Annotated in this window: 16 protein-coding genes; 4 read left to right on the top strand and 12 right to left on the bottom strand. The window is 65.7% G+C overall.

Annotated elements, in window-relative coordinates; translation table 11 throughout:
- The first annotated feature begins 4 nt into the window (after positions 1 to 4).
- Positions 5 to 1,024: a hypothetical protein gene (locus EP7_RS06945; protein ID WP_463527061.1), complete on the top strand. Its 1,020-nt coding sequence runs from the start codon at positions 5 to 7 to the stop codon at positions 1,022 to 1,024.
- A gap of 383 nt (positions 1,025 to 1,407) precedes the next feature.
- Here the strand turns inward: EP7_RS06945 and EP7_RS06940 are convergent, their stop codons facing one another.
- From EP7_RS06940 to EP7_RS06925, 4 genes are all read right to left on the bottom strand, one after another.
- Positions 1,408 to 3,342 carry a YgiQ family radical SAM protein gene (locus EP7_RS06940; protein WP_463528376.1) on the bottom strand — a complete coding sequence of 645 codons (1,935 nt, stop codon included), beginning with the start codon at positions 3,340 to 3,342 and terminating at the stop codon, positions 1,408 to 1,410.
- Between the two features lie 355 nt (positions 3,343 to 3,697).
- The gene (locus EP7_RS06935) at positions 3,698 to 4,477 is read right to left on the bottom strand and encodes a PEP-CTERM sorting domain-containing protein (protein WP_463527059.1); all 780 of its coding nucleotides are present in this window, start codon (positions 4,475 to 4,477) and stop codon (positions 3,698 to 3,700) included.
- Between the two features lie 968 nt (positions 4,478 to 5,445).
- Positions 5,446 to 5,946 (bottom strand): hypothetical protein, encoded by a 501-nt coding sequence (locus tag EP7_RS06930; RefSeq protein ID WP_463527057.1) that lies wholly within the window; start codon positions 5,944 to 5,946, stop codon positions 5,446 to 5,448.
- Between the two features lie 329 nt (positions 5,947 to 6,275).
- A complete protein-coding gene (locus EP7_RS06925) occupies positions 6,276 to 7,049 on the bottom strand; it encodes an RNA polymerase sigma factor (RefSeq protein WP_463527055.1) in 774 nt (257 codons plus the stop codon).
- An 877-nt stretch (positions 7,050 to 7,926) separates the two neighbouring features.
- On the opposite strand from EP7_RS06925, the gene EP7_RS06920 reads away from it, so the two are divergent.
- A complete protein-coding gene (locus EP7_RS06920; protein ID WP_463527053.1) occupies positions 7,927 to 9,249 on the top strand; it encodes a hypothetical protein in 1,323 nt (440 codons plus the stop codon).
- Positions 9,250 to 9,629: 380 nt separating this feature from the next.
- On the opposite strand, the gene EP7_RS06915 is transcribed toward EP7_RS06920, so the two are convergent.
- The 3 genes from EP7_RS06915 to EP7_RS06905 form a co-directional block, all read right to left on the bottom strand.
- Positions 9,630 to 9,869 carry a hypothetical protein gene (locus tag EP7_RS06915; protein ID WP_463527051.1) on the bottom strand — a complete coding sequence of 80 codons (240 nt, stop codon included), beginning with the start codon at positions 9,867 to 9,869 and terminating at the stop codon, positions 9,630 to 9,632.
- A gap of 138 nt (positions 9,870 to 10,007) precedes the next feature.
- The gene (locus tag EP7_RS06910) at positions 10,008 to 10,979 is read right to left on the bottom strand and encodes a glycosyltransferase family 2 protein (RefSeq protein ID WP_463527049.1); all 972 of its coding nucleotides are present in this window, start codon (positions 10,977 to 10,979) and stop codon (positions 10,008 to 10,010) included.
- Positions 10,976 to 11,284, bottom strand: a complete 309-nt coding sequence (locus tag EP7_RS06905; protein ID WP_463527047.1) for a DUF971 domain-containing protein — start codon at positions 11,282 to 11,284, stop codon at positions 10,976 to 10,978. The genes EP7_RS06910 and EP7_RS06905 overlap by 4 nt, the downstream gene beginning before the upstream one ends.
- An 87-nt stretch (positions 11,285 to 11,371) precedes the next feature.
- On the opposite strand from EP7_RS06905, the gene EP7_RS06900 reads away from it, so the two are divergent.
- Both EP7_RS06900 and EP7_RS06895 read left to right on the top strand, forming a co-directional pair.
- The gene (locus tag EP7_RS06900) at positions 11,372 to 11,662 is read left to right on the top strand and encodes a hypothetical protein (protein WP_463527045.1); all 291 of its coding nucleotides are present in this window, start codon (positions 11,372 to 11,374) and stop codon (positions 11,660 to 11,662) included.
- Between the two features lie 116 nt (positions 11,663 to 11,778).
- Positions 11,779 to 12,888: a carboxylate-amine ligase gene (locus tag EP7_RS06895; protein ID WP_463527043.1), complete on the top strand. Its 1,110-nt coding sequence runs from the start codon at positions 11,779 to 11,781 to the stop codon at positions 12,886 to 12,888.
- 90 nt (positions 12,889 to 12,978) lie between these two features.
- Here the strand turns inward: EP7_RS06895 and EP7_RS06890 are convergent, their stop codons facing one another.
- The 5 genes from EP7_RS06890 to EP7_RS06870 all read right to left on the bottom strand — a co-directional run bounded on the left by EP7_RS06890 (position 12,979) and on the right by EP7_RS06870 (position 19,779).
- On the bottom strand, positions 12,979 to 14,577 hold the full coding sequence (locus EP7_RS06890) for an NADH-quinone oxidoreductase subunit N (RefSeq protein ID WP_463527041.1): 1,599 nt from the start codon (positions 14,575 to 14,577) through the stop codon (positions 12,979 to 12,981).
- On the bottom strand, positions 14,574 to 16,250 hold the full coding sequence (locus EP7_RS06885; protein WP_463527038.1) for a complex I subunit 4 family protein: 1,677 nt from the start codon (positions 16,248 to 16,250) through the stop codon (positions 14,574 to 14,576). Before EP7_RS06885 ends, EP7_RS06890 begins: the two co-directional genes overlap by 4 nt.
- A 69-nt stretch (positions 16,251 to 16,319) precedes the next feature.
- Positions 16,320 to 18,332: an NADH-quinone oxidoreductase subunit L gene (gene nuoL / locus EP7_RS06880; protein WP_463527036.1), complete on the bottom strand. Its 2,013-nt coding sequence runs from the start codon at positions 18,330 to 18,332 to the stop codon at positions 16,320 to 16,322.
- Between the two features lie 92 nt (positions 18,333 to 18,424).
- Positions 18,425 to 18,877, bottom strand: a complete 453-nt coding sequence (gene nuoK, locus EP7_RS06875; RefSeq protein ID WP_463528375.1) for an NADH-quinone oxidoreductase subunit NuoK — start codon at positions 18,875 to 18,877, stop codon at positions 18,425 to 18,427.
- Positions 18,878 to 18,930: 53 nt separating this feature from the next.
- Positions 18,931 to 19,779, bottom strand: coding sequence for an NADH-quinone oxidoreductase subunit J family protein (locus tag EP7_RS06870; protein ID WP_463527034.1), 849 nt, complete (start codon positions 19,777 to 19,779; stop codon positions 18,931 to 18,933).
- Positions 19,780 to 19,800 lie beyond the last annotated feature (21 nt).

The raw sequence follows: 19,800 nt of genomic DNA, 5'->3' as shown, positions 1-19,800 counted from the left end.
CGCAATGAGTGCGGCGAACGAGACCGGGCGAACCTATAACCAGAACCACGTCCGGCGTCCTTACACGCCGGGTCGACGCCGTTTCAGCATCTACTGGACGTGGAGCTATCCGTGGGAAGCCAACCGTGATCCGACCGACCTGGATAATCGTTTCTCGACCATGACCGAGGTTCGCCGGGTGGCCTGGCCGAGCTTCGAGAAGTCCGAGTGGGACAGGATGAACTTCCTCCAGGGGATCGCCGGCACACTCGAGTTGTTCCACCGCTCCACCGTCGCCTTCCAGCAGGTCGTGGGCGAGACGACCGAGCATCCGGTGGCTGTCTATCAACGCATCGATCAGGCGGGCTACAAGCTCCCGATCGATGAGACGGTCCTCGCGGACACGGACACCTTGATGGTGTTCGGCCTCGACCACCTCGTCTCTGAGCAGGAAGCCGAGCAGGGGGAGATCGAGGCGATCCGGGAATGGCTCAAACGGGAAGGCACGTGCTTGCTCCTGGCACCGCACCACGACGTCGGTTTTACCGCTGATCTCAAGCAGCGTCAGATCGAGTACAAGCATCACGGCGACGAACTCGTGCCGCGCCAGCAGCGCTTCGGCCAGTACACGCGCTCGCTGATGCAGGGACTCGGAGTGCCCGTGCTCAATCAATTCGGCCTCCGGCCCGCCATCGTGCAGGGGACCGATCAGATCGCTCCGCTGACCATCAACAAGGATCTCGACTCGCTCGGGCTACTGAATGGCGTGACCACGTTCAACTTCCATTTGCATCTGCCGCACTATGCAGTGACGGAAGAGGATGCGAAAGAGATCCGTGTTCTGGCCATGCAACCGATCGACATGTCCCGGCCGCATCCATTCACCGCGGCGGGGAACCGAGAGTTTAATTCCTTGATCTGGATGCCGCCGGATGGTAACCGAGGCGGTGATATCTTGCTCGCCGACTCGACAATCTTCACGACCTTGTTCGGGGGCACTGAGAGCCTGGAGCACTTTTGGAGGAACATCGCGAAGCTGCGTTGAGGTGATCCATCACGACCAGAGGCCGAATGAAACGCCTTGACTCCTTCTGCGAGCCGAGGAAGTCGCTGAACCGTAACCGCCCCGTCTGGGCGGTCCGGTCCCGGGGGCGCACTTCACTCGACTTCCCAGAATCGATTTTCTCGGGAATTCCGCGATCAAACCCAAGTGGATCTATTGGCATAGATCGATCAACAAGCCGAGCGATTGCCCGAACGCATCGCGGGAAAGTGCATTCCGAAAACCTAAGTGCCAATCGTCTGATCGCCTGATGTCGTGAGGCCAGGTACTGGCGAACCTCTGAACATTCGGGGCGAGCCCGAGGCGGCTGATCGGGCGGTCAAATCTTGGCGATCGTCGCGGGTCTGAACGGCCGCCATCCCGTGTCAGCGCTTCTTGTCCTGACGGCGCGCCGTCTTGCGTCCCGGTCGGTAGCCCTTGCTGGATTCAGAATTCGGGATCTGATGAACGAACTTCCCCTCGCCGAGGGCCTTGTTCGCCTTGATCATCCTCGCCCGCACCGCGGCCTGGGGGGGCTGGGCCGGGATCAGGGCGTCGCAGCCCGCGCCGATCAGGTCGGAGCGGCCCGCCTTCATCAGGGCGTCGCGCACCTCGAAGTAGTTCTCGGGCTTGAAGAACTGCAACAGGGCACGCTGGAGCTTGCGGTCCTTCAGGTGCTTGGCCGTGTAGACCTCTTCACCAGTGAACGGGTCGAGGCCCGTGTGATACATGCAGGTGGCGATATCAAACGGGGCCGGGATGAAGTCCTGCACCTGGTCGGGTCGGTAGCCGTTGCGCTTCAGGAACAAGGCCAGGTCGATCATCGCGGCCAGGTCGCTGCCCGGGTGCGACGCGATGTAATAAGGGACCAGATACTGCTTGGGCTTGCCCACGCGGGCGCTGGCCTCGCGGAAGGCATCGGCGAACCCGGAGTAGTCCTCCTGGTTGGGCTTCTTCATCCGCTTGAGCACTTCGGTGTCGGTGTGCTCGGGCGCGACCTTCAGGTGGCCGCCGACGTGGTGCGCGGCCAGCTCGTCCATGTACTCGGGCGAGAGCTGGGCCAGGTCCATCCGGATGCCCGAGGCGACGAAGACCTTGCTAATCCCTTCGACGTCGCGACTCTCACGCATCAGGTCCACGAGCGGCCCGTGGTCGGTGCCCAGCAGCTTGCAGAGCTTCGGGTGGACGCACGAGAGCCGCTTGCACTTGGCCTCGACCTCGGGCTTGGTGCAGCGCATCTCGTACATATTGGCCGTCGGCCCGCCCAGGTCGGAGACGACGCCCGAGAAGTTCGGGTCGTTGCCCATCCTGGCCAGCTCGCCCAGGATCGACTCCTTCGACCTCGACTGGATGATCCGCCCCTGGTGCGCCGTGATCGAGCAGAAGGTGCAGCCGCCGAAGCAGCCGCGCATGATCGTCACCGAATCCTTCACCGTCTCGTACGCGGGGATGGTCTGCCCCTTGTACATCGGGTGCGGCTTGCGCGTGAACGGCAGGCCGTAGATCCGGTCCATGTCTTCCTGGCTGATCGGCAGGCCGGGCGGGTTGGCGACGACCGCCTGCTTGTCGTGGTACTGCACCAGGGTCTTGGCGTTGAGCGGGTTCGTCTCCTGGTGGATGATCTTCGTCGCCTTCGCGAACAGGTGGCGGTCGGCTTTGATATCCTCGAACGAAGGCAGCACGATCGCCGCCTCCGGAGGAGCCTCCTTGGCCCCCAGGGCATAGGCTACCCCCCGCATGTCGCGCAGGTCCCGCACCGTCTCCCCCGCGTCCAGCCGCCTGGCGATCTCGACGATCGACTGCTCGCCCATGCCGAAGGCGACCAGGTCGGCCTTGCTGTCGAGCAGGATCGACCGCTTGACCGTGTCGCTCCAGTAGTCGTAATGCGCCAGCCGCCGCAGCGAGGCCTCGACCCCGCCGGCGATCACCGGGACCCCCGGATAGGCCTCGCGGGCCCGCTGGCAATACGGCATCGTCGCGCGATCGGGCCTGAGGCCGATCTGGGCCCCCGGGCTATACGCGTCGTCGTTGCGGACCTTCTTGTTGGCCGTGTAATGGTTGATCATGCTGTCCATGTTCCCGGCACTGATGCCGAAGAACAGACGAGGCCGACCAAACATCCGCCAGGGCTCCGCGCTCCGCCAATCGGGCTGGCTGAGCACCGCCACGCGATACCCGGCCGCCTCCAGCACGCGCCCGAGAATCCCCATCGCGAACGCCGGGTGGTCGACGTACGCGTCGCCGCTGACCAGCACCACATCCACCCAATCCCACCCCCGCGCCTTCATCTCGCGGGCGGTCGCCGGCAGATGGGGCGGCATGATGTCGATCGGCTGGAGCACCGGCAACTGAGTCCGGGCCACATTGGCCTCGGCTCGCCGGCTCGAACACGGGGGTGTGGCGACGAGATCAAGGCTCATGGAAGAGGTGTCGCGAGGGTCCATGGCCGATTCTACGCGCCGGCCGGGCGCAAGCCAACATGATCGCACGTCAACCCATGCCGACACAAGGCCCGAATCCGGCCAACGAGAAAGGGAACCTCGATGCATCCTCGCCGCCTCGCCCCCCCCGATCCGGCCGACATCACACCTGCCCCCCAAATCCCCGCCGCTGCATCCGTCCCGCAACCCGGATCGATCCGATGAGCCCGGTCGAACGATCCGGAGCGCCCACCTTTCAAGCGGCTCGCCCCCTCCATCCCCTGCCGCGGAGCGATGTATGCCCGACGAGGCCGAGGATTCCGATGCCCAGCATCAACAACGTCCCGGGTTCGGGGACGGCAATGAGCGAGAAATTGTCGACATAGCCGATGGTGCCGGGGATGGGAGCCGACGATCCCAGGGCGATATTCATCGCCGGGATGCCCTCGTCGATGCCGGCCGTGAAGGTCACCTCGCCGATGAGCTGGCCGTTGAAGTAGCCGGTGGCCGTCCTGTTCGCGAAGTCGAAGACGGCCGTCACGTTCGCCCATTCGCCGAACGTGTACGCCGGGCCGTTAATCGAGAAACCGTCCATGTTCGAGATGTAGGAAACGAGGGTCCCGTTCTGCCCCTGGACGCCGAACAGGATGTTGGCGACAAACTCTCCGTTCAAGACGGCACTCAGGCCGACCGAGAGGCCGCAAGTGGCGGATTCGGTGCCGGTCAGGTTGATGTCCGAAGACAGGACGACGATCGGCGTGCCGCTCGCGAGCGGGTCGTAGTTCAGGGGTCGAGCGTAGGAGCCGAAGTGGAATCCTGAGAATTCCTGAAGCTCCGACCCATCGATCCGCACGCTCTGCAGCCCATCCTTCGGCAACGCGGTCGAGATCGTGGCGGCGTCCGGGCCGAGCCCCGCGAACCAGCCGTCCTGCCCCGGGAACAGGCCCGGCGTGAACGTCGGGGGTTCGAAACCGGTCTCATACAGCACCCCGGCGGAGGACTGCGAGGTCGCGATTCCGACGATGGCGAGCGCCATCAACGCGGATCTTAATTGCTTGAGTGCTCGCATCTGTGCACCTGATTTGCAGAGCATTTATGGTCGATCAGGATGTGATTCAGATCACGTTTCTAGCGAACGTCGATTCGAGCTGCAAGGTCATTCCGGACGAATTCCCCGCCGCCCGGGCCGCGACCAGTCCCACGCTCCAAGACCTGAAAGCCCTCTTCCGATTTCGTCGAAACGGCGAATGGTTCCCCACCGATTCGACTTGACCGCAATCTGGCGCCGATGACTGATATTCTTTTTTAGGCTCGCAAACCCTGGCGGGGTCACACGACGAACACTCGCGGTCTCTGCCCGATTCATGATCGAACGGGCAACGCGATCGTCTCCAGAGGGGCCGACCGATGCAACGCTTCGGGCACCCCATGCCCAGCGACCCGGGCGTCACCGCAAGTCGTCTGCCACACCCGAATCAACGGGTTCCGGGACAGGGTCCAGCCGCTTGAGCTTGATCCGGGAGTCCGCCGTCGTGAACCCGGACGCCGTGGGCGATGCCCACCCTCCCCGTCTCCATGTCCCCGATCCGTACGGTCTTGGGGGGGATTTTACAATCTAGAATGATAATAAATTAATGGGTAAGGGCCGATGCGAGTGGCTTTGGATCTCGCGAACGTCTGACACGTTTATCGGCGATTGATCGAGCCGCGACATCACCATGGATCATCTGACAGATGCCGAAGCCGAACCCGGACACGCCTCAGATCAGGCTGAAATCATGATCTTATCGACAGTTTGGAATCTTCTATTTTCCCCGACGTCACCATCGCGGCCGCTCGGAATTGCGTCAACGCCGGGCCGCCCAGTCGGGTACATTTGATCCGGATGGACTTGTTTAGAGGGGCAGCTCGGTGGCCGGGCCACACGTGGTTCCCGACAACACCCCCGGCCCGGATCCGCGGATCGGTCTCAGGCCGAGGTTGAGGGGATGGGCCTCATCACGCTCACCATCCGAGTTTCCAGGTGCCGGTGCCTTTCAGGTATCCCGCTCCGGGGAATGCACCGGGGCAGAAAAGGCTGATGACGACCCCGTCTGATTTGTAGCAAACCATCGTCGCTTGAACCGTGGTGAAGAAGATTTCGAAGGGAGTATCGCCGACGAGGTTGTTCGGATCGTCGGTACCAAGACCTCCGCCGCCGCCTGCTCCAGCCCCGAGCCCAATTCCCCACCCCGTCCCGTAGAACGACAGCTTGGTGCCATTGCTCGTGTAATAGATCTCCGCCGTCGCCTGGCCCCAGATGAAGGGCTCGGATACGGTCAAAATCTTGCAGGTGATCCCCACGGAGGACTTGACGAACGTTTCCAGGTCCTGCGCCGCCGCTGCGGCGTTGTCGCCCTCGCGACCTTTCATCGCATCGAGAAACTCTCGCTGCTTCTGGAGATAGAGTTCGCGGGCCTGGGCTTCGATATTCGGGTCGATGCTGGGTTCCGTGATCGTGCTCATGGCTATCTCCCGCCTTGATTTCAAGCCGCGAGTCGCAGATTAGACCGGAGAGGTCCTGGCCTATTTTGCAACTTCGCCGTCGCAACTCCCAAGTTCTACCCATTCATCGCCGACGCTCACGCTTTGTTACGCAGCATCGGGAGTTTTTTTAAAATACTTCGCCAGATTCGCGGGTCTTTAAAACGGGCCTCGAAATCCGTGCCCGCCTCGGCGCGGGTCCACCAGGAATCCGTCGCGTCCCATCTAATATTATGACGAGGGACCGGACCTCGCCCCGAGGCGTTTCGGTCCAGGAGTCGGCCCAGCCCGCCTGCACTTGCTCTGGCGGCTCAGCGCGTGCGAGGCGGAGTGGTGACGGAGCACCCGATATCGCACGCGGCCGACTGATCCCGCCGATGGCTGCTCCTCGGGGAGTACGCGATCCCGAGTGCACGAGTCGGCGTATCGCGACCCTCTCCCTCAACCTGGCCGTGAGCGCCTGACATCTCGACGATCCGGCGGAATTTCGCCTTGGTGCGATGATTCCGTGCGCGGGCCTGGTCGGGGGTCAGGCTCAATGCGCCGGCGATCTGGCCGAACGACAGACCATCGATGGAGTGGAGGACAAAAATGGCGAAATTTAGCGACTCGATCTCTTTCTCCAGCTGGTCGAGCGCCACCCGGACGACCGCCTCGGCCTGCTGCGCCGGGCTCGATTCCGAGGACTCGGCCGACGCCCCTTCCCGCTCGAGCCTCGGCAGTTCGACCGGATGCCGGCGAGCCCGACGGGCCTTGTCGATCGCCCGGTTCCGCGCGAGCGTCGTCAGCCAGGCGGGAAGATTGCCGCCGCGGAACCCGGACATTCGCGACGTCAGGAGTTCGACCCAGATCTGCTGGCGGCAATCCTCCCGGTCGGCCGGTTGGATCGGCTGGCGCGCGAGGGCGGCCACGATCACCGCATTGCAATCGGCATAGAACCGATCCCAGTCAAGACGATCGAAATCGACGTCACCCCTCGGGCTCCCCGTGCCGCCGTCCCGTTCTCGGGCTGCCGTGCCAGGCCGCGCGGAATACCCGAGCCCACCTCCCGATGGGCTCGTGTCTTCGAACGATTGCGGGGCCATTCTCCGTTCCTCCTCTGGTTCTGTCACATTTCGGAGGGGGGGAAATCAATGGGGCATCGCCGAGTGGAATTCGATCAATGCTAACATGACCTCATGATCACCTTTAAAAATAAAGGGACTCGAGGTAGGGTCGGCGTCCCCATATGTCGCATGCCGCCGGAGGCCCTCGCGTTGCATGATGCCTTGATAACACGCTCGCGACGCCCAAGCAAGTCCTCGACCTGCGGCTCGACAATTGCGCCATCGAAGGGCGCAAAATGAGGCATTCGTCTTTGTTTTCCCGTTCAACGAGGTGGGCCCGCTCCGCCCGAAAATCGGGCGTTCGAGGCCGGAGACTGGCAAGGCCCCATCCGATTCAAGGGATCAAGAAATCTTGGAGCGGTCGGCGGATCTACTCGAAGACTTCTCCTCGACTTCGCCGGAACAAGCCGAGAACAATGACCGATTCGGTCCTCAAACTCGACCAGAGTCGCCGGCGTGGTCGACGACGTTCCGGAATCGCTAGAACGGGCTTGCCGGATCAATCCTGCTTCCGGCCTCTTGATCGGAAGACTCGCGCCGTTGCAAGCGGGCGGCGGGCAGGCTGATTGACAGTCGTTGATTGACATTCGATAAACTGCATGTTTTGACAAATAAGATACGTAGGAGAAAGGTCACATCCTGTCCGGTCGTTTTTCTCAAGCCCCGTTATTCGGAAATCGAGAATCTTCCGCATTTTTTTTAATTTGGCGATTATGTCGGGAAGGTTTTCCCCGCTTGAGGGATATAAATTGCCGGATCCCCATCTCTCGTGCTGTCACGTCGGCCGTGCCGATCCGCCGACGCCGGCGAGAACTCGGCCCCCTCGAATCCGCACCCCAGGAAGCGATGAAGCATCATGGGCAAGATTGAAGTGAGCCAGAGGCGAATTGACGCCAATCGACGCAATGCCATGCGCAGCACCGGGCCGAGGACCGAGGAGGGGAAGGCTCAGTCTCGGCGGAATCGCTTGATTCATGGGCTGGCGGGGGCCGAGGTGGTTGTGCCCGAGGACGAGGCGCAGGCCACCCGGGAACGGGCCGAGCAGTGGGTGTCGTCGCTTCGGCCGATGAATGCGTTCGAGATGGGGCTGGTCGAGACGATCGCGAACGAGAGCGTGCGGATCGATCGGTGCCGGATCGAGGAGCGGCTGGTGCGTGATGTCCGGGCTCGGCGGGCCGGGGCCTGCTGGCTCGATGAGCGGAGGGCCGAGGTGGCGAAGCCGGGTAAGACGCTGGCGGGTTGCCCGGAGGAGGTTGCGGCCCGGCTTGCGTCCACCGCGTCGGGATGCGACTGGATGATCGTGCGCTGGCGGGCGCTGGGCAAGGTGCTGGAGAAGGCGGGGGATTGGACCGATGAGCAACGGTCGCTGGCTCTGGATCTGATGGGGGTTGATGCCGACTTGCGCGCGATGGACAGCCCGCTCGACACCCCCGCGGGGGCCGACCTGATGTCCCACTTGCGGGATCTGGTCGAGTGCGAGCTGGAAGGTCTCGCGGCGCGGCAGGAGGAGGCTCTCGACGCGATCGATGATGACTTGCGCGAGGCGGCCACGATGGGCCTGATGGCCACCGACGACCCCAGCCTGGTCCTGCTCAGGCGGTACGAGACTGCCAGCTACCGCCGTCAGCGTTGGGCGCTGGACATGCTCCACAAGGGGCGCCAGAAGGCCGCGCCCGCCCCGACCATGACGCACGACTACATCGAACGCCCCCGCCAGGTCCCCTACCCCTACGTCTGGAATGGCCCCGTCCCGAGTCCGGTCACGGACCCCGACTCGACTCCCCCGCCTACCGATCCCGAGGGCCCCACGACCGGCCCGGGAACCGGTCGGGATCGCGCGGGGCACGATCCGGTACCTCGATCCGAACGCCCCCAGCCCGCCCCGGGCCCCCGCGCCGAAGGCTCAAAGGCTTCGAGTAACGCGGCCCCCCGCCGTCGGGTTGCCCGGGACACTCAGGCCGATCAAATCCATCGCGGGGCTCCGACCCAGTTCGCCGATCGAGCTCATCTCTCGGGCCTGCTCCGCCGCCTGGCCCGCTCGCTCGTCGCTCCGAGCCCGTTCCAATCGATCTCGAAGCCGCTCGCAATGCCCGAACGACGGCGCATCCGGCCCGCGACGGTCTTGGTTCGGCCGCCTCGCCCGGATCTGCTCCGCCTGGTGCCATCCCCGGCCGCCTGAAACGAGAGACAGCCCGCCGTCTCCGATCGGGGTGACGCAGTTGACCATCAGCTGGACCGGTTTGCCGTAAGCCTGGGAGTTCTGCGTAGGGTGGGCACCCCCCACCAGGAGCAAGCCCCCGCGGTGGGCAGTGCCCACCCTACGAGAATTGCTCAAATGACCAGCCGTCTTGCCCGGTCTTGGGCCAACTGCGTCACTCTTAACCGGTTCGATCTTTGACAATACGGAGTCGAAGAGGCGGCGCCTTGCGCCCGCGCTGCCGACGATTGCGCCCTGGGCACGAGTCCAGGAATTGTCGGTCGGGCTTGAGTCGCGTGCCGCTCGGCGTGTTGGCGCCGGGCGAAGCGGTTCAAAGGGCTCGACGGGCCTGGATGGCCTAATTATTGACCCTGTCGGCCCGACTGTTGATTGCCGCGGCCGATGTCGACCATGCGGTCGCGGATCGACGCCTCAGCGTTCTTGGCTTCCTCGAGCTTTTGCTGCTCGCGCGCCTGCTCGGCGACGGTGTCGTGCGTCGGATGGGGTTGGCCCCCCTTGTCCTCGTCGTTCTCGTGCGGCTTCTGGGGGAGGGCGTCCGTGAGCTTGTGCTTGCCGAGTTCCGACATGATCGTCTCCTTCAAGCGACGGGACCTCCTCGGAGGAGCACCGGCGGATCGCCGGATCATCTCCCCCGACGGGTCCTGAACGGATCAATTGTACCCGATGCCTAGGCCCTTGGGAATTCGCGAGAGTCGGGTGAGAGCACTCCATGCCGATCTTCAACGAGCCTGGATGTCCCGGTTCCCACTCCCGAGGCCCGGGACCAGTCGCAACATCCGGACCGCGAGCCTTGGATCGGCGAGGATTGTCGCGGTGAGGGCCGGGTTAAGGGCCAGGGACTGGGCCAGGCAGCGGCGGCCCAGGGCCCCTGCCCCCGCGTGCGAGGCGTCATACGCCCGGTTGAGGTAGGCCCTGGCAAGGCGACGCCGGGCCACGGGCGGGACGGTCCCCCGATCTTCGGCCGCGAGCCGTTCGAGCAGGGCCCGCGTCTCGTCGAGGTCGGCCGTGCTGGCCTTGAACCGATGGGTCTCGCTGCCGGAATGCCATCGCACCGACACGGTCGGGCTCGCCAGCCAGGCGACCGGGTGGACCCGGGCCAGGCGGATCCAGAAGTCCCAGTCGACAACGTAACGCAAGGCGGGGTCGAAGCCCCCAGCCTGCCGGTGGGCCTCAGCACGCAGGGTGACGGTGGAGCAGCGGAGCGGGTTGGAAATCGCGAGAGAGGTCGGCAATTCACCGGCGGCGTAGGTCCGGTCGTCGGGACCGAGCCCACCGTGTTCCACCACCTCGGGGTCGACCGGCTTGCCGTCCTGGTCGATGACGTCGGCGGCCCCGCAGACGAAGGCCAGGGTTTCGCCGTCGGGGGCGGCGAACCTCGCCAGGCGGGCGGCGAGGTGGCCCGGATGCATGATGTCGTCTTGATGGAAGACGGCGACGAGCGGGGTGCGCGACAGCTCGACGCAGCGGTTCCAGTTGCCGGCAAGGCCCAGCCGTTCGGGGTTGATCTCGATCCGAACGCGGTCGCCGGCGAGGTCGCGGATGAGGTCGGTGGTGCCGTCGTCCGAGCGGTCGTCGCAGACGAGGAGGTCGAAGGGGGCGTGGGCCTGGGCGAGGATCGAGCGGACGGCCTCGGCCAGGTGGCGGGTGCCGTTGAACGTGGGGATGGCCACGGTCAGGAGCGGAGGAGTCACGGGCGGGCCGACGCTCCGAGGCGTTCCAGGGTTTCCCAGGTATAAAGCCCCGAGGAGTGGCCGTCGCTCCAGGAGAACCGAACCGCGTAGGTGCCGACGGGCTCCATGCCTTCGAGCTTCAGGTCTTCGCGGATCGTGGCGGGGTCGAGGATCTGGGCGCCTGTCCACTCGTCCTTGCACGAGGCACAGGGGCACTCGCCGCGTACGCCTCGGTACGGCAGGCGGTCGGTCTGGCCGGAGGGCCAGGTCAGCTCAAGGACCTGCTCGGCTTGCAGGGCCCGGATGTTCGTCGGGGCGTCGGCCATCGGCTTTGGGCTCGGGAGGGGTTCACGGTATGCTCGTCGTGTCCGAGCGTATCACATGGCGTAAGGCCGCGGGAACCGGGGGCAGCGATGGGACGATTCTTCGTCGTGGCGAAGAGCGTGAATCAGGTGAAGCGGGCCCTGATCCACACGGCGGGCGGGGTCCGGGTCATCGGCCGGTTCGATCGCGAGACGATCGAGTGCTCGCACACCATGGAGTCCCAGAGCTTCAAGAAGAACTGGCCGATCATCCTCAGCCGCCTCAGCTCCGCTGGGTTGCAACTGGTCGACCGCCCCGGCTCGCCCGGAGACACAGCGAGGCCCGACGGCGGCCCCGGGCGGCACGACGATTGCCCCGATGTCGAGGATTCGACGGGATGAGAGGCCTGCGTCCGGCCGAGGATTCGCCCTGATGTCCCGGGGCTTCGCCCGGCAACGCCGAACCGTCGGCGGCTCCCATCCGATCGTCGCCCGAAATCCGTGGAGTTCGCCCCCCAATGCCCCTCGATTTCCATCGGAACGACTGGCCGAGCCTCGGCGTCGAGGTCGAGCTCCAACTCGTCGACAAGACGACCCTGGAGCTTTCCAACGCCTATGAGGTCGTCCACGACGGCGTGCCCCAGGCCCTGCGCGACTCGGTGAAACCCGAGCTCTTGCGCTGCTACCTGGAAATCAACTCGAAGCCATGCAGGACCGTGTCGGAGATCGAGTCCGACCTGTCCGAGAAGGTCGACGCCGTGGTCCATAGCGCCTCGGAGCACGGGATTCGCGTCTTCTGGGGGGCGACCCATCCGTTCTCACGCTGGCAGCAGCAGGAGATCACCCCCAACCCGCGCTACTACATGCTGGCCGAGCGGCTGAAGGAAACCCTGCTGCGGCCGGTGACGTTCGGCATGCACGTCCACGTCGGCGTGCCCTCGGGCGAGGCCGCGATCCGGGCCTCCGATCGCCTGCTGCCGTTCCTGCCGATGATCCTGGCCCTCTCGTGCAACAGCCCGTTCTTCAACGCGAGGGCGACCGGCCTGCACTCGAATCGGGTCGAGCTGCTGGAAGGGCTGCCCAACGGCGGCCTCCCGCCCGAGTTCGGGAGCTGGGATGCGTATGTCAGGCTGTTCGACCAGCTGAAGAATTCGGACTCGATCCAGACCAGCCACGAGCTCTGGTGGGACGCGCGGATCAACACCGAGCTGGGGACGCTGGAGGTCCGCGTCTGCGACCTTCCCGCCAATCTCCCCTCGGCCCTCGGCCTGACCGCCTTGATCCAGTGCCTGGTCTGGTCGTTCGCCTTCGAAGAGACCGGCAAGACGACCTGGGCCCCCGAGATGCACCAGGTCCTGATCCGCCAGAATCGCTGGCGTGCGGCCCGATTCGGCATGGGGGCCGAGTTCGTCGATCCCTGGACGCTGCGCCCGGTCGCCGCCCGAGACCTGCTCGCCCACCTCATCGACCACCTGATGCCGGCGGCCCGGCAACTCGGGTGCGTGGCCGAGCTGACTCATGCCGCCGAGATGGTCCGGGGGCACTCTGGCGCCGAGCAGCAACTCGCCCTTTTCGACGAGACGGGCGACCTCACCGAAGTCGTCAGGCGCCTCTCCGTCGGCGGCTGAGGCATCGGCACTCAATCTATGAACAAGGCCCGCGTCGAGGAGGAATCCCCGACGCGGGCCTTCGGCGCGTTTCCAGGCGTAGAGACCGCGTCAGCGAGCCGTGACCGGAGTGACGACGGTCACCGGAGCGACCTCGCCGGCGGGCAATGACTCGGGAACCGGGTGGCTCAGGGCCGCGACGGCCGACTCGTGGGTGATCCGGATGATCGAGCCGGGGAAGATTCCCAGGATCAGGGTCAGCGAGGCGCAGGCGCCGATGGCGAGGGCGGTCGGCAACGGGATTCGCAGCTCATGCGGGATGCGGGCCGGCTTCAGGTACATGTTCACGACGATCCGGAGGTAGTAATACGCCCCGGCCGCCGAGTTCAGGACGGCGATGACCGTCAGGACTTGCAGCATCCGGGTGTCGGCCACCGGGCCCGCCGAGAACGCCGCGCCGAAGATGCTGAACTTGCCCCAGAAGCCCGCGAGACCCGGGATGCCCACCAGGCTGAACAGGCAGATCGTCATGGCGAGCGCCAGCAACGGCTGCGACTGGCCCAGCCCGGAGAGGTCGTCCACGTTCTCGACGGCCTGATTGCCGGTGTTGGCCGCCAGGATCACCCCGAAGGCACCCAGGGTCATCAACGCGTAGGCGAAGAGGTAGAAGAGAATCCCCTCGATGCCCAGGTAGATGCCCGTCGAGCCGGGCCGGGTGCGGAACGCGACCGCCACTCCGATCATCAAGTAGCCCGCGTGGGCGATCGACGAATAGGCGAACAACCGCTTGAGGTTCTCCTGCCCGAGCGCGACCGTGTTGCCCAGGGTCATCGTGATGGCCGCGATGATCCAGGCCAGCGTAATCGCCTTATCGACCGTCGGGTTCTCGACGCCCGCGCCGGCGAGCACGCAGATGAGAATGCGGATGATCGCCAGGAACCCGACCGCCTTGGGGATCCAGGCCAGCACGGCCGTCAGGATCGTCGGCGAGGCTTGGTAGACGTCGGGGGCATAGAAGTGGAACGGGACCGCGGCGACGCGGAAGCCCAGGCCCGCCATGATGAAGACCAGCGCGATGAGGGCAAGCTGCGGGTTCGGCACGCCGGGGGCATACTCGACCAGGTTTGCTATCCCCTTGAGGTTGCTCACGCCGGTCAGGCCGTAGAGGTAGGCCATCCCATACAGCAGCAGGGCCGACGAGAAGATGCTCAGGAAGAAGTACTTGGTGGCGGCTTCCTGCGTGGCCGAGGTCCGCTTCAGCAGGTACAGGAGCAGGTAGGTCGGGATGCTGATCAGTTCGAGGCCGACGAACATCAGGACCAGCTCATTGGACGCCGCGACGATCATGGCGCCCGCGTGGATCATCAGCAGCGAGCCGAAGAACTCTGGGGCCCGGGCGTCGTCGACCTGGTCGTGGGCCAGGGCCAGCACGATCAGGCCGGTGAGCAGGAAGAAGAGCCTCGAATAGCCCGAGAGCGGGTCGTTCAGGACGGTCGACGCATAAATGTCGACCCCCGCGTTCCGGTGCAGGAACAGCGGGATGATGGCGAAGACGAGGGTGCCCGCGGACAGGATCGACCAGAAGTGCCTTGGTCGCTTGATGAACGCGCCGGCGGTCATCATGGCCGTGGCGACGGCCAGCAGGATGATCTCGGGCGCCAGGATGATCAGCGTCCTGTGGGCGACTTCGAGCGCGTAGGTGGCGGTCATCGGGCCGTGTCCTGGGCGAGTGCCGTCTTCGGGGTCGTGGCCTGGGTCGGGGCGATGGCCGCGACGGCCTTGGCGGGCGCGGTGGCCAGAAGCCTCGCCTCGACGAGCTGAACGGACGGACGGATGCGGGAGAAGATCATGTTCGGGGCGATGCCGATCCAGACGATCAGGACGATCAAGGGCGTCAGGCCGGCGATCTCATGCCAGCCCAGCGGCCGGGGCGCCTCGTGGGTGTCGACGCCGTGCTCGCCGGCCGGTGCATGACCGTGGTCGTGACCGCCGGGCTCCTTCAAGGGGCCGAACAGCACGCGTTGCAGCATCGAGAGCAGGTAGTAGGCTCCCAGGACCATACCCAACGCGGCCCAGACCGCGGCGGCCGGCCAGGCGGAGTACATGCCGATGAGGATCGGGAACTCGCCGGTGAACCCGTTCAGGCCGGGCAAGGCGGCCGAGCCCAGCGACGCCATGATCAGGAAGAAGGCGAAGACCGGCATCCGGTTCCAGAGCCCGCCGATCTGCGACATCTCGCGGGTGTGGTACCGCTCATAGACGATGCCCACGCAGGCGAACAGGGCGCCCGTCGTCAGGCCGTGGTTGATCATCTGAATGACGGCCCCCTCGATGCCCGTGGGCGTCGCGGAGAACAGGCCCAGGGCGATGAACCCCATGTGGCTGACCGAGCTGTACGCCACCAGCCGCTTGATGTCCGACTGGGCCAAAGCTGCCAGCGCCCCGTACAGAATGCCGGCGACCGACAGCACGGCGAGCATCGGGAACAGCAGGTGAAGGCCGAGCGGGGTCATCCCCAGGTTGAACCGGAGGAAGCCATAGCCGCCGACCTTGAGCATGACGCCGGCCAGCAGGATCGAGCCCGCGGTGGGCGCCTCGACGTGCGCCAGCGGCAGCCAGGTGTGGAACGGGAAGAGCGGCACTTTGATGGCGAACCCGGCGAAGAGGAGCAGGAAGATGAGCGCCTGCGGGCTGGTCGTCCAGCTCGACGACAGGTTCCAGGCGCCCCACTCGACATGGGCGAGCCCTTCGGTCAGCTCGGCGATGGAGAAGGTCAGCGTGTGGCTGGGGTTGTACTGGTAGTTGATCGCCACCAGGGCGATCACGCCCAGCAGGGTCAGCAGGCTGCCCGCCAGCGTGTACAGGAAGAACGTGACCGACGCCCGGCGCCGGTCGGGGCCGCCGTACAGGCCGATCAGGAAGAAGAGCGGGATGAGCGTGAACTCGAAGAAGACGTAGAAGAGGACCACGTCCAGGCTGGCGAAGAGCCCCAGCAGCCCGGTTTCGAGCGCCAGCAGCAACGCATAGTGGACGGCCGCCCGCTCCTTAATCGACTCCCACGACGAGAAGATCGCCGTGATCATCAGCAGCGACGTGAGGGCGAACAATGAGAGTGCCACGCCGTCCAGGCCCAGGGCGAACCGGACGTCGGGCCTGACCAGCCAGGGGTAGCCCAGGTGTCCATCCTCCGCCTTGTAGGCGAACTGCGGCCCCGCCGTGTCGACGCCGAAGGCGAACACGAAGACGAGCGACAGGGCGAGCGTGCCCAGCGCAACTCCCAGGGCAATCATCCGCGCGGTGGCCGCGGGCAGGTCTTGCCGGCTGAAGAGCAGCACGCTCCCCGCCAGGGGGATGAGCACAGTGATCAATAAGAGTGTGGACATCAAGCGGCCCTCGACCCCTTCAGACGCAGCTTCGGTTCGATCAATGGAGGAACGACGCCCACGCTCAAGTCAATAAAGCAGGAACAGGAAGAGCAGCCCTGCGACACAGATCGCCGTGGCCCCTGCATAGAACTGGATCAGGCCATTCTGGTACGGCCCGAGCACGAATCGACCCGCCAGGCGGGGGATCCAGGAGACGGCCGCGACCAGGGTGTCGATCACGTAGGTGTCGAAGAACTGGGCGATCGAGGCGAGCACCGCGGTCGGCCCGATGACCAGGGCCGTATACGCCTCGTCGATCCTGAACTTGTTGTATGAGGCCCGGTAGAGCCCGCTGAACCGGCCGGCGAGCTGCGCCGGCACGGGGCTGCGCTTGCCGTAGAGCACGTAGCTGATGGCGAACCCGGTGATGCCGACGATCGAGCCCAGGATCACGCTCTGCCAGTCGGTGCCGTGAGCATGCTCAGGGTGGCCGAGCGTGGTCTCGAACCCGGGGGTGTGCAGCAGGTGGTGCTCGAACAGGTGGGTCGGGCCGAAGGCCAGGCCGACGACCACCGTGCACAAGGCCAGCACGATCAGCGGGTAGGTCATCGACGGCGGCGACTCGTGCCCGACGTGGTGGGCATCGTGTCCGTCGTCATGGCCGTGCCCGTGACCGTCGTCCGGCTCGGCCTCGGGATCATCGGGGCTGGGCAGCTTCTCGGGGCCCCAGAAGGTGAGGAAGTAGGCCCGGCCGGTGTAGAAGGCGGTGAGGAACGCGGTGAACAGGGCCGTCCAGTAGATCGCCGCGTAGGCCGCCCCGTATCCGGGCAGGCCGGCCGCCTTGGCGACGTGCGAGGCCTCGTTCAGGGCGGCCAGGATCTCATCCTTGCTCCAGAAGCCGGCCAGCGGGAAGATCCCGCAGAGCGAGAGCGCGCCGACCAGGAAGGTCCAGTGGGTGATCGGCAGCTTGTGGCGCAGGCCCGAGAACCGCCTCATGTCGATGACGCCCCCCATGGCGTGCATCACGCTGCCGGACGCCAGGAACAGCAGGGCCTTGAAGAACGCGTGCGTGAACAGGTGGAACATCGCCGCGACGACCGCCAGCCGGCCAACGGTGCCGTAGCCGGCGCCCAGGGCCATGAACATGAACCCGAGCTGGCTGACCGTCGAATAGGCCATCACCCGCTTGAGATCCGTCTGGGTCAGCGCGATGGCGGCGGCGAGCAGGGCCGTCACACAGCCAGTGATGCAGATGAGGAGCTGGACGCCGGGGACGGCGGCCACGAGCAGGCTCGACCGGGCGATGAGGTAGACGCCCGCGGTGACCATCGTCGCGGCATGGATGAGCGCCGAGACGGGCGTCGGCCCTTCCATGGCGTCGGGAAGCCAGACGTAGAGCGGGACCTGCGCGCTCTTGGCGGTGGCCGCCCAGAAGAGCAGCAAGGCGATGCCCACCTTGTCTGAGGTGGCCAGGGCGGCCAGGTTCTCGGGACCGAGGAATGAGTCGTAGGAGAGGCTGTGGCCGATCCCCTTCGACCACATCCAGAAGATGGCGATGGCAAAGCCGAGGTCGCCGACCCGGTTGACCATGAACGCCTTCTTGGCGGCGGCGGCGGCCGACGGCTTCGAGTGCCAGAAGCCGATCAGCAGGTAGCTGCAAACACCGACGCCCTCCCAGAAGGCGTAGGTCAGGATGAAGTGGCTCGACAGCACCAGGCCGGTCATCGAGGCCACGAACAGCCCGACGATGGCGAAGAACCGGGTGTATCCGGGGTCGCCGTGCATGTACCCGCCGGCGAAGATGACGACGAGCGTGGCGACGAAGGTCACCATCGACAGCATCATCGTCGTCAGTCCGTCGACCCGGAACTCGACCGGGACGGTCAGGCCGGTGACGTTGATCCAGTCATACACAACCGTGCTGGCCGGGTGGTCGGCGGAGAAGAGCAGGCCGAGGGAGTAGAGGAACGCCAGGCCGATGCCGAGGGCGACCGGCAGGTGGGCCTTCTCCTTCAGGCGGTTGCCGCCGAGCGCGGCGACGAGGCCGCCCAGCAGGGGCAGGAAGGGGACTAGCCAGCAGTTCCGGACCAGGACGCTCATCGGACCTCCGCTCCCATCCCGGCCGCGTCGGGCCCGGGGTCATTCCGCCAACCGTCGCGCGTTCGAGTCTCGCCGCGATCGAAAAAGGGCCGTCAGCTCCGCCGCTTCATCCAGGGCTGCGCCGGGTGGGCCGGCTCGATGCCCGCGGGCGTGAGGTGCGGGTAGGTCTCGGGGCCCGGCTCCGCGACGAGCGGCTCGGCCTCGCTGGCGGCGTCAACGTGCGGCAGCGTGCCCGGCTCGCGGACGTCCTGCCAGAGGGTCACGTCGAGCGAGTTCCTGCGGTTGAACAGCCCCATGATCAGGGCCAGGGCGATCGACGCCTCGCAGGCGGCGACGGTCAGGATGATGATGGTGAAGACCTGACCGGTCCAGTTGCCGTGGTAGCGGCCGAACGCGATGAGGGTGGTGGCGACGCCCTGGAGCATCATCTCGGCCGACAGGAACATGACGATCATGTTGCGACGCGAGAGGAAGCCCAGCATCCCCAACGCCATCAGCGCGGCGCCGATCATCAGGTAATTGACCAACATGTCTTCGCTGAACATGCTCACGGGTCGGTCGCTCGCATTGGTTCGGGTGGGAAGGGAGCCGGTGCGATTCAGTACGTGTGCGGGGCGTTGGCCGGCCGGATCTGCGGCTTCGGGGCGGCGATCGCCACGGCGCCGACGAGGCCGACGAACAGCAGGGCCCCGGCCAGCTCGATGGTGACCAGGTGGTCGGTGTAGAGCGTGCCGCCGAGGCCCGCCACGTGCGGCGAGTTGAGCCTGGATGTCGGGCTGAGCGAGCGGGCGAGCACCAGGTTGATCCCCTGGCCAGCCCTCGCCTTGCTCCTCACGCCGATCTCGTTGCCCGGGATGAGCCAGTTCGTGGACGAGGCCACGGCCGTTGACGGGCCCGCGGCCGGCGCCAGGGCCGGCGACCGAGCGACGAGCAGGGCGTAGGTCAGCGACCAGAGCAGCAGGAAGCAGCAGAAGGTCGACTGGAACGGCGAGCGGGCCGACCGGTCATAGGTCGCCTGCCCTTCCTTCTGGGCCAGCATGATCACGAACAGGAACGTGACGATGATCGCCCCTGCATAGACGATGATCGTGCCGGCGGCCAGGAACTGGGCCCCGGCCAGCAGGAACAGGCCCGAGGTCGAGAGCACCACCCAGGCGAACCAGAGGGCGCTGTAGATGGGGTCTCGGCTGGTGATGCTCAGGATCGCGCCGGCCACCGAGGCGATGCCCAGGACATAGAAGAAGAGGCCGGGGATGAGCCCGAAGCCCGTCGGCTTCCAGAGCAGGGCCAGTAGCAGGATCGAGGCCCCGACGAGCGAGCCGCCCAGCGTATAGGCCTGCCGGGTGCTCAGGCGGCCGTGCTGGTGGGGCAGCAGCATCGACGTGCCGACGGCCCCCAGCGCGATGCTCAGCAGAGCGACGACCAGTTCGAAGGTGGGGATGTTCACGGCGTCTGGGTCCTTCGATCT

Source organism: Isosphaeraceae bacterium EP7, from assembly GCA_038400315.1.
GTDB lineage: Bacteria > Planctomycetota > Planctomycetia > Isosphaerales > Isosphaeraceae > EP7.
This window is presented reverse-complemented; position numbering and strand designations above follow the sequence as displayed.

What these genes read in the sequence shown, in the direction of transcription:
- EP7_RS06945 (WP_463527061.1), top strand. Translation starts at nt 5, where the DNA reads ATGAGTGCGGCGAACGAGACCGGGCGAACCTATAACCAGAACCACGTC.
- EP7_RS06925 (WP_463527055.1), bottom strand. Translation starts at nt 7,049, where the DNA reads ATGGCCCCGCAATCGTTCGAAGACACGAGCCCATCGGGAGGTGGGCTC.
- EP7_RS06900 (WP_463527045.1), top strand. Translation starts at nt 11,372, where the DNA reads ATGGGACGATTCTTCGTCGTGGCGAAGAGCGTGAATCAGGTGAAGCGG.
- EP7_RS06885 (WP_463527038.1), bottom strand. Translation starts at nt 16,250, where the DNA reads ATGTCCACACTCTTATTGATCACTGTGCTCATCCCCCTGGCGGGGAGC.
- nuoK (WP_463528375.1), bottom strand. Translation starts at nt 18,877, where the DNA reads ATGTTCAGCGAAGACATGTTGGTCAATTACCTGATGATCGGCGCCGCG.
- EP7_RS06935 (WP_463527059.1), bottom strand. Translation starts at nt 4,477, where the DNA reads ATGGCGCTCGCCATCGTCGGAATCGCGACCTCGCAGTCCTCCGCCGGG.
- EP7_RS06920 (WP_463527053.1), top strand. Translation starts at nt 7,927, where the DNA reads ATGGGCAAGATTGAAGTGAGCCAGAGGCGAATTGACGCCAATCGACGC.
- EP7_RS06940 (WP_463528376.1), bottom strand. Translation starts at nt 3,342, where the DNA reads ATGCCGCCCCATCTGCCGGCGACCGCCCGCGAGATGAAGGCGCGGGGG.
- nuoL (WP_463527036.1), bottom strand. Translation starts at nt 18,332, where the DNA reads ATGAGCGTCCTGGTCCGGAACTGCTGGCTAGTCCCCTTCCTGCCCCTG.
- EP7_RS06930 (WP_463527057.1), bottom strand. Translation starts at nt 5,946, where the DNA reads ATGAGCACGATCACGGAACCCAGCATCGACCCGAATATCGAAGCCCAG.
- EP7_RS06895 (WP_463527043.1), top strand. Translation starts at nt 11,779, where the DNA reads ATGCCCCTCGATTTCCATCGGAACGACTGGCCGAGCCTCGGCGTCGAG.
- EP7_RS06890 (WP_463527041.1), bottom strand. Translation starts at nt 14,577, where the DNA reads ATGACCGCCACCTACGCGCTCGAAGTCGCCCACAGGACGCTGATCATC.
- EP7_RS06905 (WP_463527047.1), bottom strand. Translation starts at nt 11,284, where the DNA reads ATGGCCGACGCCCCGACGAACATCCGGGCCCTGCAAGCCGAGCAGGTC.